The following is a 15,479-nucleotide window of genomic DNA, read 5'->3' as shown; positions in this document are numbered from 1 at the left end:
GGTGTTAAATCCTTTTCCAGTCGAATTTCGCTTTTTTACCGGTGCCAAACAATTTGAGGGCGCCCTCTTCGCCGACCGCATTCGGGCGGATGAAAATCCAGTTCTGCCAGGCGCTGAGCCGCCCGAAAACGCGCGTTTCCATGGTCTCCTTGCCGGGAAAGCGCAGCGAGGCCTCCATGCCGGTCATGGCGTCGGGCGACATGGACGCACGCTCTTCCAGCATGATGCGGATCTCGTCGTCCCAGTCGATGTCGTCGGGGCTCAGGGTCACCAGGCCCAGCTCGAGTGCCTGGTCGGCACGCAGCGGGCTGTCACCGAGTTTTTGCAGCTGCGCGATGGTGGCGTCGTCTTCATAAAACCGGGTCTGCAGCCGGGTCAGGTGGTTGACGGCCGGGAACCAGCCGAAGTTGGCCGGGCTCAGTTGCAGCGTGGGCGCGGCGTCGGGCGAATCCGGCAGGTCCAGCATGTAGATGCGGTCGCAGCTAAGGGCCAGTTCGTAAAACGTGCCGGCGAAGCACGAGCCGGCATCGACCAGCGCGATCAGCGAGCGGCTGGTCACGTCCAGCCGCGCCAGCGTGCGGCGCAGCGCGCCTGTGGTCTCCTTGACCAGCCAGTGGTCCTTGAGTTTGGCCAGCACCTCATCCATGCGGATCACCTGGCCGGCGTCGCCTTGGGTCTTGATGACCCAGGTGCCGACTTCGAGTTCGTTGGTGCGCAGGTTCAGGATGGCGTCGTCGAGTTCGCGCTGCAGCTTGAGCGGGTACCAGTTGGCACCAGCGGCTTCAATCGTCTCGGGTGTGGATTCAATGGCGGTAGCCGGTGATTTGACCGTGAGAGTGGCAATGCGTCTTTCGCGGTCCAACTGCGCATCGACCACGCTGTAGTGGTAGCCGGCATCGTCGATGACCACCTTCAGCGGCGTCAGTTCAATGCCTTTTGAGGCTGCAGCCCTTGTGGACTGTGCGCGAAGCGCTTCTATTTCCGTAGCAAGCAAGGCGCTGAACTGCTGCGGCTTGGCGTAGGCGTCGATCAGCTTCCAGTCTTTGGCGCGGTCGGCCCGCACGCCTTCGGAGGTGGTGCAGAAGATGTCGGCCAGGTCGCGGCGCACCTTGCGCTTGTCGGTCACGCGAGTCAGGCCACCGGTGCCGGGCAACACGCCGAGCAACGGCACTTCGGGCAGGCTCACGGTGGAACTGCGGTCGTCGACCATCACGATGCGGTCGCAGGCCAGCGCCAGCTCGTAGCCGCCGCCGGCGCAGGCACCGGTCACGGCGGCAATCGCTTTCAGGCCATCATGGCGCGAGGAGTCTTCCAGGCCATTGCGGGTTTCATTGGTGAACTTGCAGAAGTTGACCTTCCAGCCGTGCGTGGACAGGCCCAGCATGTAGATGTTGGCGCCCGAGCACCAGATCTTTTCCTTGCCCGACTCGAACACGACCACCTTGACGGCAGGATGCTCGAAACGGATGCGGTTGATCGCGTCGTGCAGCTCGATGTCCACACCGAGGTCATAGCTGTTGAGCTTGAGTTTGTAGCCGGGCTTGATGCCGCCGTCCTCATTGATGTCGAGCTTGAGGCGGGCAATGTCGCCCTCCACGCTCAGGGTCCAGTGCTGGTACTTGGTCGGATGGGTGGCAAAGCTCACGAGCTCGCGCTCCTGGCCTTCGATCACCTGCTTGAATAACAGCGGTTCGGTCATGGCGTTCATCGGGGTCTCCTTTGTTTCAGTTGTCATGCGCCTGCGACCTGCGGAACAGCGCGTTCCAGGTCTTTCAGGCTTTGCTTGAGGGTGCGGGCGGCGGTGTCGACCACGGCGTCGGCGCGCGCATACAGCGCTTCGCGGCTGGCCAGGATGCGGCGCAGGTCTTCCATCGCCTCGTCGGTGGCGCCGCGGGTGGCAGTAAAAGGCCGCATGTCGCCCTGCGCCACCACGCGTGCCATGTGTTCTTCCGGGCTGGCCTTGAGCCAGACGCAGTAGAAGCGGCTTTGCAGCAGATCAAAGGTTTCGCGCTCGCTGACGATGCTGCCGCCGGTGGTCATGACGACGCCGTCGGCATGGTCCTCGGCGATGCGGAACAACGCGCGGCGCTCGTAGCGGCGGTAACCGGCCTGCCCGTGCAGCAGCAGGATTTCGTTCATGCTGGTGCCGGCTTCACGTTCGATCTCGCGGTCGAGCTCGACAAAAGGCACGCCGCGCTCGGTGGCCAGCTTCAGGCCCAGCGTGGACTTGCCCGCCCCGCGCAGACCGATCAGGGCAATGCGCCGCTCACGGCCGAGTGCATCGCTCAGGCCGAAGGTGCTGCCGAGCAGCGCGTAGGCCTGGTCCAGCTGGGTGTCGTCGAGCCGGCCCAGCAGCCCCTGGACACGGGCCAGCGCCGGACGCGGTGCGTCCTGCAGCAGTTCCAGAATCGAGATGTTCAGCGCGCGGGCCGCCGCTTCCAGCGAGTTGATCGAGACATTGCCCTTGCCGCTTTCCACGTCGGCCAGGAAACGCTCGCTCAGGCCGGAGTCGCTCGCCAGGGCCTTGCGCGTCATGCCACGGCGGGCGCGCCAGGCTCGCACCCGGGCACCCAGCTCGGCGAGCGTGGCCTTGTTCGCCTGTTCGGATAAGGATTCGACGTTGGACATCTGCGTTATTTGAAAAAAGTTTGCGTTAAATCAATATTGCACTATACTTCACACAAATCACTTGTCAAGCAGTTTATTGCATCTTTCTTCGGAGATCACTGATGAAACTCAAAATTCTCGTGGGCACCATGACCAGCACGGCCGACTATGTTGCCCAAGCCATCCAGATGGATTGCGCCGATCTTGTCAGTGATATCGAGGTGCAGTTGATGGACGGCCTGGACATCAGTGTCTTTGACGGCACCGCCGAAGAAGATGCAATATATCTCATCTGCTCTTCCACTTACGGCCAGGGGGATGTGCCGGACAACGCCCGGCTGCTCTATGACTCGCTCGATGCCCAGCCCAAATTCCTGGGCCATGTGCGTTACGGCGTGATCGCCCTGGGCGACCGCACCTACCTGCAGACCTTCTGTTTCGGTGGCAAGAAGTTCGACGAGCGCCTGCAGGGCCTGGGCGCGCAGCGTATCGGTGAGGTCTGGTGCCACGACGCCAGCGCCGGCACCCTGCCCGAGACCGAGGGTGCCGCCTGGTGCCGCGAGTGGCTGGCGCTGGCACTGAGCAGCACGCCCAGTACCGAAACTGCCTGAGTTCTACTGAAAACAGCCTCCAGCCCAATAGTGGCGGGCGCAGGCAGCTATAAAAAATAGAGCATCCGGAGACCCCATGAACCTGAGCCGCGCCGACCATTCGGTAAGCCCCCCTCGCGTCGACATTCCCCGCGACTACAACGCCGCCCATGACCTGCTGGCACGCAACACCGGCCGTCCCGAGAAACTGGCCTTCATCGATGCCGTCAGCGGTGCGACGCTGAGCTACGGTGAGCTGGACGAACAGGCGCACCGTTTTGCCAATGCGCTGCGCGCCGAGGGCTTCGCCCCCGAAAGCCGCGTGCTGCTGGCCATGCTGGACACCCCTGAATGGCCGGTGGCTTTTCTGGGCTGCATCCTGGCTGGTGTGGTGCCGGTGGCCGCCAATACCTTGCTGACCACGCCCGACTTCGACTTCATGCTGCGCGACTCGCGCGCCCAGGGCCTGATCGTGTCCCAGGCCCTGCTGCCCGCGTTTGCGCCGCTGATCGGGAGCATTCCCACACTGCGCAGCGTGATCGTCGCAGGCGCCGAAGATGCCACCCCGCATGCGAGCCTGGCCCAGATGGTGCGGATGCAGGCAGCTACCAAAACCATAGCGCCGACCTGCGCCGACGACGCCTGTTTCTGGCTGTATTCGAGCGGCTCCACCGGCGCGCCCAAGGGCACGGTGCACCTGCACAGCCACCTGATCCAGACCGCCGAGCTGTACGGCCGCGGCGTGCTGGGCATCCGGGAGTCGGACGTGGTGTATTCCGCGGCCAAGCTGTTTTTTGCCTACGGGCTGGGCAACGGCCTGACCTTCCCGATGAGCGTGGGCGCCACCGCCATCCTGCTGCCGGCGCGCCCGACCACGGCCGAGGTCTTTCGCATCCTGAAAGAGCACCAGCCCACCATCTTCTACGGCGTGCCCACGCTGTACGCCTCCCTGCTGGCGGACCCGGCCCGCCCGCCCCGGGCTGCGTTGAAGCTGCGCGTCTGCACCAGCGCCGGCGAGGCCCTGCCCGCCGGCATCGGCACCAAGTGGGAGACCGAATACGGCTGCGACATCCTCGACGGTATCGGTTCAACCGAAATGCTGCACATTTTCCTGAGCAACCGGCCTGGCGAAGTGCGTTACGGCAGCACTGGCAAGGCCGTGCCCGGTTATGCGCTGCGCATCGTCGGTGATGACGGCCGTGAGTGCGGCGTCGGCGAGATCGGCGAGCTGCAGATCCAGGGGCCGAGTTCGGCCCTGATGTACTGGAACAGCCGCGCCAAGACCAAGGCCACGTTTGCCGGCGAGTGGACACGCAGCGGCGACAAATACACGGTGGATGCCGATGGCTACTACACCTACAGCGGCCGCACCGACGACATGCTCAAGGTCGGCGGCATCTATGTCTCGCCCTTCGAGGTGGAGGCCTCGCTGATGACCCACCCGGCGGTACTCGAAGTGGCGGTGGTCGGTCTGGCCGATGCCGACCAGCTGGTCAAACCCAAGGCGTTTGTGGTGCTCAAGAAAGGCCAGGCCGCCTCGGCCGACGACCTCAAGGCGCACGTCAAGCAGCAGCTGGCTCCTTACAAGTACCCGCGCTGGATCGAGTTTGTGGACGAGCTGCCCAAAACCGCGACCGGCAAGATCCAGCGCTTCAAGCTGCGCCAGGGCATGGCTTGAGGCTTGCAGCGGCAGGCTGGCAAGTTAATTGCTTTAGATGTAAACAATTTAATCCTCAATCTCGGGTTTTTCACTAGGGTATCGGGCGCAGACCCCCAGTACCATTGAAGCCTTCCGGCGCATCGCCTTCCGTTCCAACCAGGAGTTATCCATGACCTCACGCCTTCCTTCACGTCGTTTGATCCTGAGCCAGAGCGCGGCCGTGATCGGCGCAGCCTCCACCGGCTTGCTGCTCCCCCAGATGGCACGGGCGCAATCGGGCAAGGTGCGTGTGGGTTTCATGCTGCCCTACACCGGCACCTTCGCGCAGCTCGGCGTGGCGATTGAAAATGGTTTCCGCATGGCGATTGACGAACAGGGTGGCAAGCTCGGCGGCCGCGAGATCGAATACTTCAAGGTGGACGACGAGTCCGAGCCTTCCAAAGGTATTGAAAACGCCAGCAAGCTGGTGCAGCGCGACAAGGTCGATGTGCTGGTCGGCACCGTGCACTCGGGCGTGCAGATGGGCATCCAGAAAGTGGCGCGCGACTCCGGCGTGCTGAGCCTGATTCCGAACGCCGGGGTGCACGCCGCCACCCGCGGCCTGTGCGCACCCAACGTCTTCCGCACCTCCTTCAGCAACTCCCAGCCCACCCGCGCGCTGGGCCAGGCCATGGTCGCCCGCGGTCACAAGAAAGCCGTCTGGATTACCTGGAAATACGCTGCCGGCGACGAGGCCTTTGAAGGCTTCAAGGAAAGCTACACCGCGGCCGGCGGCACCATCGTCAAGGAACTGGGCCTGCCCTTCCCGAACGTCGAGTTCCAGGCGCTGCTGACCGAAATTGCCGCGCTCAAGCCCGACGCCGTGGCCTGCTTCTTTGCCGGCGGTGGCGCTGCCAAGTTCATCCGCGACTACGCCGCGGCCGGCCTGAAAGGCAAGATTCCCCTGTACGGCTCGGGCTTCCTGACCGAAGGTGTGCTGGACGCCGCCGGCCCCGCAGCCGACGGCATCATCACCACCATGCATTACAGCGACTCGCTGGACACGCCGCGCAACAAGGCTTTCCGCACCGCCTATGCCAGCCGCTTCAAGATGCAGCCCGATGTGTACGCGGTGCAGGGTTATGACACCGGCCTGCTGCTGGTCCAGGGGGCCAATGCGGTCAAGGGCGACCTGAACAGCAAGCCGGCGCTCTACAAGGCCATGGAATCGGCGGTCATCGACAGCCCGCGCGGCAAGTGGACCATGAGCAAGGCCCACAACCCGGTGCAGGACATCTACCTGCGCCAGGTCGAGAACAAGGAAAACAAGGTGATCGGCGTGGCCGCGAAGGCGCTGGCCGACTCCGGTGCCGGCTGCAAGATGGGCTGAGCTCCCGCGCTCGTCCTGAGCTTGTCGAAGGATGCGCCCGCGGCCCGGCCAAGCCGGTTCTGCGGCCAGGTGGCTTCAGACCCATGCGAGCAATTTCTTGAGCAAAGAAGAGGGAGGTTCTCGGACCTCCCGTTTTTTTGGAACCGGCCTTGCATGAACCCACGCACAGGACGAACCTCTTTCCCTGAACACACAAGCCTCGATGGATCTCGCCAACTTTTTCATCCAGCTGCTCAACAGCGTCCAGTACGGCCTGCTGCTGTTCATGCTGGCCGCCGGCCTGACGCTGATTTTCGGCATCATGGGCGTGGTCAACCTCGCCCACGGCAGCTTCTACATGCTGGGCGCCTACCTGGCCTGGTCGCTCAGTGCCACTTTCGGCAGCCTGACCCTGGCCATCCTCGGCGGGGCCGCACTGTCGGCGATTTTCGGGCTGGCGCTGGAGTGGCTGCTGTTTCGCCACTTCTACCAGCGCGACCACCTCGACCAGGTCTTGCTGACCTTCGGCCTGATCTACATCTTTGAGGAGCTGCGTTCCATTGTCTGGGGCGACGACGTCCATGGCGTGCCGATTCCCGAACTGCTCAGCGCGTCGATCCCGCTGACCGAGAACCTGTCCTACCCGGTTTACCGCCTGTTCATGTCCGGCGTGTGTATTGCGCTGGCGGTCGGCCTGTACCTGCTGATCTCCAAAACCCGGCTGGGCATGAAGATCCGCGCCGGCGCTTTCAACCGCGACATGGCCGGTGCCCTGGGCATCAACATCAAGCTGATCCACGCCGTGGTGTTTGCCCTCGGCGTGACCCTGGCCGCGGTGGCCGGCATGATCGCCGCGCCGATCGCCAGCGTCTACCCCAACATGGGCTCGCAGGTGCTCATCATGTGTTTTGTGGTGGTGGTGATCGGCGGCATCGGCTCGGTGCGCGGCGCACTGATTGCTGCGCTGCTGGTGGGCTTGGTCGATACCTTCGGCAAGGTGCTGCTGCCGCAGGTGGCGGGCATGCTGGTTTACATGTTGATGGCGGCGGTGCTGCTCTGGAAGCCGGAAGGCTTGTTCAAGCAATGAGCACGATGAAAGCCAATCTCGAAGTCCTGCCGCGCGGCGTGCAGGTCACGCTGGCACTGGGCCTGGTCGCCCTCGTCGCCTTCCCGTTTGCAGGCACCGACTTCTACACCCAGATGGTCACACGCATGATGATCATGGCGATTTTTGCCATGAGCCTGGACCTGCTGCAGGGTGTCACTGGCCTGGTCTCGCTGGGGCATGCCGCCTACTTCGGCCTGGCGGGCTACGCGCTGGCCTTCCTCATGCCGCAGGGCGAAGCCGTCAGCCTGTGGTGGACATTGCCGGTGGCGGTGCTGGCCTCGGGGCTGGCCGCGCTGATCATCGGTTTTTTCGTCGTTCGCACCCACGGCATCTACTTCATCATGGTCACCATGGCCTTTGCGCAAATGGTGTTCTTCCTGTTTTTCGACAACAAGGTGCTGGGCGGTTCGGACGGGCTGTACATCAATTTCAAGCCCGACACCACCCTGTTCGGCTGGATGCCCTTCGACCTGGACAACAAGCGAACGCTGTATTACTTCACGCTGGCCGTGATGCTGGTGGTCTACGCCTTTTTGCGCCGGCTGCTGTGGAGCCCGTTCGGCCGCGCGCTGGCCGGCATCCGCGTCAACGAACATCGCATGCGTGCCATGGGGTTCGGCACCTTCCGCTACAAACTCACGGCTTTCACCCTGGCCGGCGCGCTGGCCGGCCTGGCAGGCTACCTGTGGGGCACACAGACTGGCTACATCAACCCCGAACTGATGGGTTTTCACATGAGCGCGCACGCCATCATGATGGTCATTCTCGGCGGCATGGGGAACTTCGCCGGCGCGATTGTTGGTGCCTTCGCCTTCGAATACCTGCTGCATGTCTTCAAGGACCTGCCGCAGGTCGGCAGCGTCAACCTCGGCAAACACTGGCAGCTGTGGATGGGCCTGTTCATCGTGCTCCTGGTGACTTTTGCGCCACGCGGCATCCTGGGCCTGGTCGAGCGCTTTGGCAAACGCAGGGGAGCTGGCGATGAGTGAGATCCTTCTCTCCGCGCGCAACCTGACCAAGCGTTTCGGCGGCCTGGCCGCCGTCAGCGACGTCTCGCTGGATCTGCAGCGCAAGCAGATCCACGCCGTGATCGGCCCCAACGGCGCCGGCAAATCGACGCTGACCAACCTGCTCTCGGGCGACCTGCCGCCCACCTCGGGTTCCGTGCGGCTCGGCGAGCGCGACATCACCGGCTGGAACCCGGAAAAAATCTCGCGCCAGGGCCTAGGCCGCAGCTACCAGAAGACCAATATCTTCCTGCCCTTCACGGTCTGGGAAAACGTCCGCCTGGCCGCGCAGTCGCGCCAGCCGCATGCCCTGCACTGGCTCAGCCATGCTACTCATTTAAGAGCGGTCAATGCCCGTGCAGAAAGGGCCATCGAGCTTTCCGGTCTGCAAGACCGTAAACAGGCGATCGCCGGTGCCACCAGCCATGGCGAGCAGCGCCAGCTTGAAATTGCCATGACACTGGCGACCGAGCCGCAGGTGCTGCTGCTCGACGAGCCGCTGGCCGGCATGGGCGTGGCCGAGGCCGAACGCATGGTCGCGCTGCTGCTCAAGCTCAAGGCCGACCACGGCATCCTGCTGGTCGAACACGACATGGACGCGGTCTTCGCGCTGGCCGACCGGTTGACGGTCATGGTCAACGGCCAGGTGATTGCCAGCGGCACACCCGCCGAAATCCGGGCCGATGCCGGCGTGCAGGCCGCCTACCTGGGGGAGGAACACTGATGGCCGACCTGCTGATCGATGCCAAAGACATCCACACCTACTACGGCGCCAGCCACATCCTGCGCGGCGTCAACTTTTCCGTCGCACGCGGCGAAACCATCGGCCTGATGGGTCGCAACGGCATGGGCAAAAGCACCCTGCTCAAAAGCATCATGGGCCTGGTCAAGCCGCGTACGGGCAGCCTGGCCATCATGGGCCGGCCGATGCTGGGCCGCGCGCCCTACGAAATTTCCCAACTCGGCATCGCCTACGTTCCCGAAGGCCGCGGCATCTTCGGCAACCTCAGCGTGGTCGAGAACCTCAAGATGGCCGCGCGCGCCGGCACCCGCGGACAACGGGACTGGACCTACGACCGGGTACTGGAGACCTTCCCCCGGCTCAAAGAGCGCCTGGGCCACGGCGGCCAGCAACTTTCGGGCGGCGAGCAGCAGATGCTCACCATCGGCCGCGCGCTGATGACCAACCCCGATGTGTTGATCCTCGACGAAGCCACCGAAGGCCTGGCACCGCTGATTGCGCGCGAGATCTGGCGCATCTGCGGCGTGATTCGCGAAAGCGGCATCAGCAGCGTGATCGTCGACAAGAACTGGAAACATGTCACCCAGATCACCGACCGCAACATCATCCTGGTCAAGGGCGAGGTGGTGTTTGAAGGCAGCTCGGCCGACCTGCATGCGCGGCCGGAGTTGCTCACGCAATACCTGGGTGTCTGACTCCCCGGCACAGTAACCCGCAATAAAACAGAGCGGGACAGCCGGCCCCAGGCGCAGCAACAAGGGCCGGTCGCAATCGACAAAGTTCGACCCACATGGCATCATGGCCCACACCGGGCATCATGTCCGGCCCCACTGAAAGGCTGGATGCATGCGTTGGCCCTGGCAAGTTGATGCGCCGCTCCGGCAATCGCTGACGCACGCAGACTCTGCGCAGGACTCGATCGGCCGTCCGATCGCCTGGCTGACGGGCGCCCTGGTGGTGGTTTCCGCCTGCGCAGTGGCCATCGCCCTCTTTTACCTTCGCGGCGACGCCTTGCGCGCCGGGGAGAAACTGACCCAGTCGCTGGTGCAGGTGATCGAGGAGCAAACCGGCCGCTCCTTCCAGACCGTGGACCAGCGCCTGCAACTTGCGGCCAGCCGGCTGCAGGCGCTGCAGGAAGAAAAACGGCTGGACGAACACTCGGCCCGCAACATGCTCCGCGAGCAGTTGAGCACCCTCCCCTTCGTGCGGGCCATCTGGGTGCTGGATGCCAACGGCCATATTGTTTTCGACTCGGACCTCGGCAACATCGGTGTCAAGCTGGCCGATCGCGAGCATTTCCAGATCCATCAGCAGCGCCCGTCTGTGGGTTTCCACATCAGCACGCCGGTACGCAGCCGTTCCACCGGCAGCTGGCTGATCAGTGCGTCCAGGCCCCTGCGGGCGGCGAACGGCAGCTTCGCGGGCGTGATCGTGGCCGCCGTGGAGCCGCCCTATTTCGACAGGCTCTGGCACGGAGTGGACCTGGGCGCCGGCGGCGCGATTGCGCTGTTCCGCCGGGACGGGGTGCTGATGATGCGCAGCCCGATGGACGACGCCGTCATGGGCAAGGCCTTTCCCGACCTGCCCCTGTTTTCCGAACAGCTCCCCAGGAGCGCGCAAGGCGTCTACCAGGCCACCAGTCCGATTGATGGGAAGGTCCGCATGATTGCCTACCGTGCCCTCGGCCCGTATCCCGAGCTGGTGATCTACGTTGGCACCCCGTACGACGAGGTGCTCGCGCCCTGGAAGCGTTTTGCCGCGCTGACCTTGCTGATCTGGCTGGCTGCCACGGCCGCGGTCGTCCTGCTGTCTATGCTGCTCTACCGGTATGCCCAGCAACGGGCACGTACCCAGCTGCGCTTTCGCCAGCTGGCCCAGGCCATGCCGCAAATCGTGTTCATCACCGATGCAAGCGGACACATGGCGTTCGTCAACGACCAATGGACCCACGTCACTGGCCAGCCGGTGGAGGCTTCACTCCAGGGCGGCTGGTTCACGCGTGTGCATCCGGATGACCTGGACAGGACAACCGAGGATTTCCGCCTTGCCATCGACAGCGGGCAAGGCATTCACAACGAACACCGCCTGCTGTGCGCTGACGGCACCTACCGCTGGCAGCTGGCAAGGGTGATTCCCAACCGTGACGACGCCGGGCGCATTGTCTCGTGGTACGGCACCGCCACCGACATTGACGACCTGAAACAGGCTGAAGCTGCGCTGCATGCCCAAACTGCACTGGTGCGCATGGCGGGGCAGTTGTCCAGGCTGGGTGGCTGGGCGGTTGATATTTCCGTGATGCGTTTCAGTTGGTCAAGTGAAGCCTCCCATGTACTGGAGTTGCCCGAAGGCAGTGCCCCCACAATCGAGACAGCCATCGAACTCTGCGCGCCGGGTTCGCGGGCGCTGGCTGCGCAGGTGGCGCAGGATTGTCTGACGCAGGGCACGCCCTTCGATGTCGAACTGGAGATGGTGAGCGGCACCGGCCGCCACATCTGGGTGCGCTCGATGGGCCAGGCCGTGCGGGACAGCCACGGCACCATCATCCGCATGCAGGGAGCGCTGCAGGATGTCACCGAACGCGTCAAGGCCGAGCATGAAGTCCAGGCTCATCTGCAAACCCTGCAGCGTGCCGCAGAGGCGGCACAGACCATCACCCAGCACCACACGCTGGAGGCGGTCATGCAGGAGGTGGCGGATCAGGCACGCACTATCATCGGTGCGCATCAGTCCGTTGTCAGCCTGACACAAGGCAGCGACTGGTCCCAGAGCATCACGGCGCTGTCGCTGTCCGATAAATATGCCGGGTACCGTAATTTGATGAAACCGCCCGACGGTAGCGGTATCTATGCGGTCGTTTGCGAAACCAACCAGCCATTGCGCCTGACCCAGGCCGAACTTGTAGCTCATCCGCGCTGGCGCGGCTTTGGAAGCTACGCAGACAGGCACCCTGCCATGAACGGCTGGCTCGCCGTGCCGCTCACGGGACGGGACGGCAACAACGTCGGCCTGCTGCAGCTGTCGGACAAACTGGAGGGCGACTTCACCCGGCAGGACGAATACGTCGTCACCGAACTCGCCCAACTGGCCCTGATCGCGATCGACAACGTCAAGCTGCTGGCCCAGGTCCGGGAGTTCAACAGCGGGCTGGAGGAAAAAATCGCGCAACGCACACGCGAACTCTCACGCCAGGAAGCCCTGCTCCGGGCGCTGGCCGAACAGGCACCGTATCCGATCTGGACGATTGATCCGGAGGGCAATGCCACCTTTGTCAGCCAGGCCTGGTACGAACTTTTCGGCGGCGCACCACCCGACTGGCACGGCACGGCCTGGATGGGTCTGGTGCATCCGGACGATTTGCCGGGCATGCTCGAAGCATGGCATGGCCACCGCCAGACGCGCACGCCCCACGCCGGCACACGGCGCCTGCGCACACCCGATGGCAGCTACCGCCTCATGTCCTACCGCGTGTCACCGGTGCTCAACGAAGCCGGCGAGGAGATGTTCTGGGTCGGCATCGATGTGGACATCACGGAAATCAAGGCGACCGAAACCGCCTTGCGGCTGTCGAACGCGGAACTCGAAGCATTTTCCTACTCGGTCTCGCACGACCTGCGCTCACCGCTGACCACGGTGGACGGCTTCAGCCGACTGCTGCTCAATGAACTGCGGGGCCAGGAGTCCGTGAAGGTCCAGCACTACCTGGCCCGCATCCAGGCCGGCGTCGACAAGATGGGGCACCTGATCGAAGGCCTGCTGTCCCTGGCCCATGTGGCACGGCAGGCCCTCCAGCATGAGCTGGTGGACCTGAGCGCCATCAGCACCGAGATTCTCGCGCGCCTGCAGTCCGCCGACCGTTCGCGCCATGTGGTGTTCAGCGTCGAGCCGGACCTGCTGGTGCATGGCGACAGCCGGTTGTTGCACGCCGTGATGGAAAACCTGCTGGGCAATGCCTGGAAATTCAGCGCGCGCTGTTCCAACGCCGAAATCTCGGTGGGCCGGCAGTCGCCGCGCGGCGCCTTTTTTGTGCGCGACAACGGTGCCGGCTTTGACATGGCGTACGTCGACAAGCTGTTCGGCACCTTCCAGCGCTTGCATGATGTCGCGGAGTACGCGGGAACCGGCATCGGCCTGGCCACGGTGGCGCGCGTGATTTCCCGCCATGGCGGCCGCATCTGGGCCGAGTCGGCGCCGGAACAGGGCGCGACTTTTTTCTTCACGCTGCCGACAGCGGCCTGATGTTCTGACGCCCTGCCACGCGGCTACATCAGCGGCCGCAGCTCCCGCGCCGCGTCGAACAGCAGCGGCAGCAGGTCGCGCTGCATCTGCTGGGCGCTCAAGCGCTGCGGTGATGCGACGACATTGAGCGCGGCCACGGTCCGGCCCTGCATGTTGCGCAGCGGCACCGCGAGCGCATGCACACCGAGCTCGTGTTCTTCCACCGCCAGACAGCAGTCGTCGGTGCGCACCTGCTCGATCACCGCGCGGAACTGCTTGATGTCGATGATGGTGCGGGTGGTCAGGCGCGGCAGGGTGCGGCCCTTGAGCCACTGCGTCAGGCCGGTTTTGGGTTTGGCAGCCAGCAGCACCCGCCCGGTGGAGGTGGCGTGGGCCGGCAGGCGCGCGCCCAGGTGCAGGCCGTAGGCCAGCACGCGCACCGCACCACCGGTTCCGTTTTTCCATTCGTAGCCGCTGCGACCGACGATCACCACCTCGTCGCCGTCCAGCACCCCGGCCGAGAACGACTCCTGGGTCTGTGCCGCCAGCCGGTTCAGCGTCGGCTGCACCGCGCGCGGCAGACGCGCCGACGCCAGGTAGCTGCCTGAAAAGCGCAGCACCTTGGGTGCCAGCCAGAAATAGCTGCCGTCGGTTTCCAGGTAACCCAGGTGCGCCAGCGTCAGCAGGTGGCGGCGCGCCGCGGCGCGGGTGATGCCGGCACGTTCGGCGGCCAGCGTGGCGTTGAGTCGCTGGCGCTGCGTGTCAAAACTCTCCAGCACGGCCATGCCCTTGGCCATGCCTTCAATCATGTCGGCCTTGGCGATGGGCCGGCTGGTCTGGAGGACCGCGCCCATCGGCTCGGAGGGTGGCGAATTTCTGCTCATTGCGCGATCATCGCACAAATGGCCTGCAGATCGTGCACCGCCCGCGTGGCCGTCTGGCAGTCGCCAGGCATCACGCCTACGCTAGCGACTCAGTCAAAACGAAGTGGAGAAAGACATGCGTACCCAGGTTGCCATCATCGGTGCAGGCCCCTCCGGCCTGCTGCTCGGCCAGTTGCTGCACAAGGCCGGCATCGACGCGGTCATTGTCGAGCGCCAGAGCGGCGACTACGTGCTGGGCCGCATTCGCGCCGGCGTGCTGGAGCAGGTCTGTATCGACCTGCTCGACGAAGCCGGCGTCGGCCGGCGCATGCACCAGGAAGGCCTGGTGCATGGCGGTTTCGACATGCTGTTCAAGGGCGAGCGCCACCGCATCGACATGAACGGCCTGACCGGCGGCAAAAACGTCATGGTGTACGGCCAGACCGAAGTCACCCGCGACCTGATGGACGCACGCCAGGCGGCCGGCCTGACCACCATTTACGAAGCCGGTAACGTGGCCGTGTACGACTTCGACACGAAGAGGCCGCGCGTGACTTACGAGAAAGACGGCCAGACGCACGAGATCGAATGCGACTTCATCGCCGGCTGCGACGGCTTTCACGGTGTCTGCCGCGCCAGCGTGCCCGAAGGCGCGGTGGCCGAGTACGAAAAGGTCTATCCCTTCGGCTGGCTGGGCGTGCTTTCCGACACCCCGCCGGTGCACCATGAACTCATCTACGTCAACAGCACGCGCGGCTTTGCGCTGTGCTCGCAGCGCAGCGCCACGCGCAGCCGCTACTACCTGCAGGTGCCGCTGACCGACAAGGTCGAAGCCTGGTCGGACGACGCCTTCTGGAACGAGTTGCGCCTGCGCCTGGACGCCAATGGCCGCAACAAACTCGTCACCGGCCCATCGATCGAGAAAAGCATTGCCCCGCTGCGCAGTTTTGTCGCCGAGCCCATGCGTTTCGGACGCATGTTCCTGGCCGGGGACGCGGCCCACATCGTGCCGCCCACCGGCGCCAAGGGCCTGAACCTGGCCGCCACCGATGTGAAATACCTCTCCAGTGCGCTGATCGAGTTCTACGCCGACAAAACCGAAACCGGCATCGACACCTATTCCGAGCGTTGCCTCAAGCGCATCTGGCGGGCCGAGCGTTTCTCATGGTGGTTCACCAGCCTGATGCACCACTTCCCGGAAAACGGTCCCATCGGCCAGAAGCTGCAGGACGCCGAGCTGGACTACATCGTCCATTCGGAGACCGGCGCGCGTTCGGTCGCTGAAAACTACGTCGGCCTGCCGCTCGATTTCGGCAACTGAGGCCGGCGCAACAGCTCG

General features: G+C 64.3%; 12 protein-coding genes. 9 read left to right on the top strand and 3 right to left on the bottom strand.

The features are described from left to right. Positions 1-4: 4 nt before the first annotated feature. Together boxC and AAG813_RS01875 are read right to left on the bottom strand one after the other, a co-directional pair. Positions 5-1,708: a 2,3-epoxybenzoyl-CoA dihydrolase gene (gene boxC, locus AAG813_RS01880; protein WP_341911253.1), complete on the bottom strand. Its 1,704-nt coding sequence runs from the start codon at positions 1,706-1,708 to the stop codon at positions 5-7. A gap of 23 nt (positions 1,709-1,731) precedes the next feature. After that, the gene (locus AAG813_RS01875; protein WP_341911251.1) at positions 1,732-2,628 is read right to left on the bottom strand and encodes a helix-turn-helix transcriptional regulator; all 897 of its coding nucleotides are present in this window, start codon (positions 2,626-2,628) and stop codon (positions 1,732-1,734) included. 101 nt (positions 2,629-2,729) lie between these two features. Here AAG813_RS01875 and AAG813_RS01870 point away from each other — a divergent pair, with 101 nt between their 5' ends. The 8 genes from AAG813_RS01870 to AAG813_RS01835 all read left to right on the top strand — a co-directional run bounded on the left by AAG813_RS01870 (position 2,730) and on the right by AAG813_RS01835 (position 13,298). Then, complete coding sequence (locus AAG813_RS01870) at positions 2,730-3,218, top strand: flavodoxin domain-containing protein (protein ID WP_341911249.1); 489 nt, start codon at positions 2,730-2,732, stop codon at positions 3,216-3,218. 76 nt (positions 3,219-3,294) lie between these two features. After that, positions 3,295-4,875 carry a benzoate-CoA ligase family protein gene (locus AAG813_RS01865; protein WP_341911248.1) on the top strand — a complete coding sequence of 527 codons (1,581 nt, stop codon included), beginning with the start codon at positions 3,295-3,297 and terminating at the stop codon, positions 4,873-4,875. 151 nt (positions 4,876-5,026) lie between these two features. After that, positions 5,027-6,226 carry an ABC transporter substrate-binding protein gene (locus AAG813_RS01860; protein ID WP_341911246.1) on the top strand — a complete coding sequence of 400 codons (1,200 nt, stop codon included), beginning with the start codon at positions 5,027-5,029 and terminating at the stop codon, positions 6,224-6,226. A gap of 202 nt (positions 6,227-6,428) precedes the next feature. Further along, positions 6,429-7,292, top strand: a complete 864-nt coding sequence (locus tag AAG813_RS01855) for a branched-chain amino acid ABC transporter permease (protein ID WP_341911244.1) — start codon at positions 6,429-6,431, stop codon at positions 7,290-7,292. After that, the gene (locus AAG813_RS01850) at positions 7,289-8,302 is read left to right on the top strand and encodes a branched-chain amino acid ABC transporter permease (RefSeq protein ID WP_341911242.1); all 1,014 of its coding nucleotides are present in this window, start codon (positions 7,289-7,291) and stop codon (positions 8,300-8,302) included. The genes AAG813_RS01855 and AAG813_RS01850 overlap by 4 nt, the downstream gene beginning before the upstream one ends. Continuing rightward, on the top strand, positions 8,295-9,044 hold the full coding sequence (locus tag AAG813_RS01845) for an ABC transporter ATP-binding protein (protein WP_341911239.1): 750 nt from the start codon (positions 8,295-8,297) through the stop codon (positions 9,042-9,044). The genes AAG813_RS01850 and AAG813_RS01845 overlap by 8 nt, the downstream gene beginning before the upstream one ends. Further along, the gene (locus tag AAG813_RS01840; protein WP_341911237.1) at positions 9,044-9,757 is read left to right on the top strand and encodes an ABC transporter ATP-binding protein; all 714 of its coding nucleotides are present in this window, start codon (positions 9,044-9,046) and stop codon (positions 9,755-9,757) included. Before AAG813_RS01845 ends, AAG813_RS01840 begins: the two co-directional genes overlap by 1 nt. Positions 9,758-9,908: 151 nt before the next feature. Further along, positions 9,909-13,298, top strand: coding sequence for a PAS domain-containing protein (locus AAG813_RS01835; protein WP_341911235.1), 3,390 nt, complete (start codon positions 9,909-9,911; stop codon positions 13,296-13,298). Between the two features lie 23 nt (positions 13,299-13,321). On the opposite strand, the gene AAG813_RS01830 is transcribed toward AAG813_RS01835, so the two are convergent. Next, a complete protein-coding gene (locus tag AAG813_RS01830) occupies positions 13,322-14,161 on the bottom strand; it encodes an IclR family transcriptional regulator C-terminal domain-containing protein (protein ID WP_341911233.1) in 840 nt (279 codons plus the stop codon). Positions 14,162-14,276: 115 nt separating this feature from the next. Here AAG813_RS01830 and pobA point away from each other — a divergent pair, with 115 nt between their 5' ends. Then, complete coding sequence (pobA, locus tag AAG813_RS01825) at positions 14,277-15,461, top strand: 4-hydroxybenzoate 3-monooxygenase (RefSeq protein WP_341911230.1); 1,185 nt, start codon at positions 14,277-14,279, stop codon at positions 15,459-15,461. The last annotated feature ends 18 nt before the right edge of the window (positions 15,462-15,479 follow it).

It is taken from the genome of Polaromonas sp. YR568 (assembly GCF_943371715.1).
Taxonomy (GTDB): Bacteria; Pseudomonadota; Gammaproteobacteria; order Burkholderiales; family Burkholderiaceae_C; genus Polaromonas.
The sequence above is the reverse complement of the archived record's forward strand: the minus strand, read 5'-3'. Positions and strand labels throughout refer to the sequence as shown.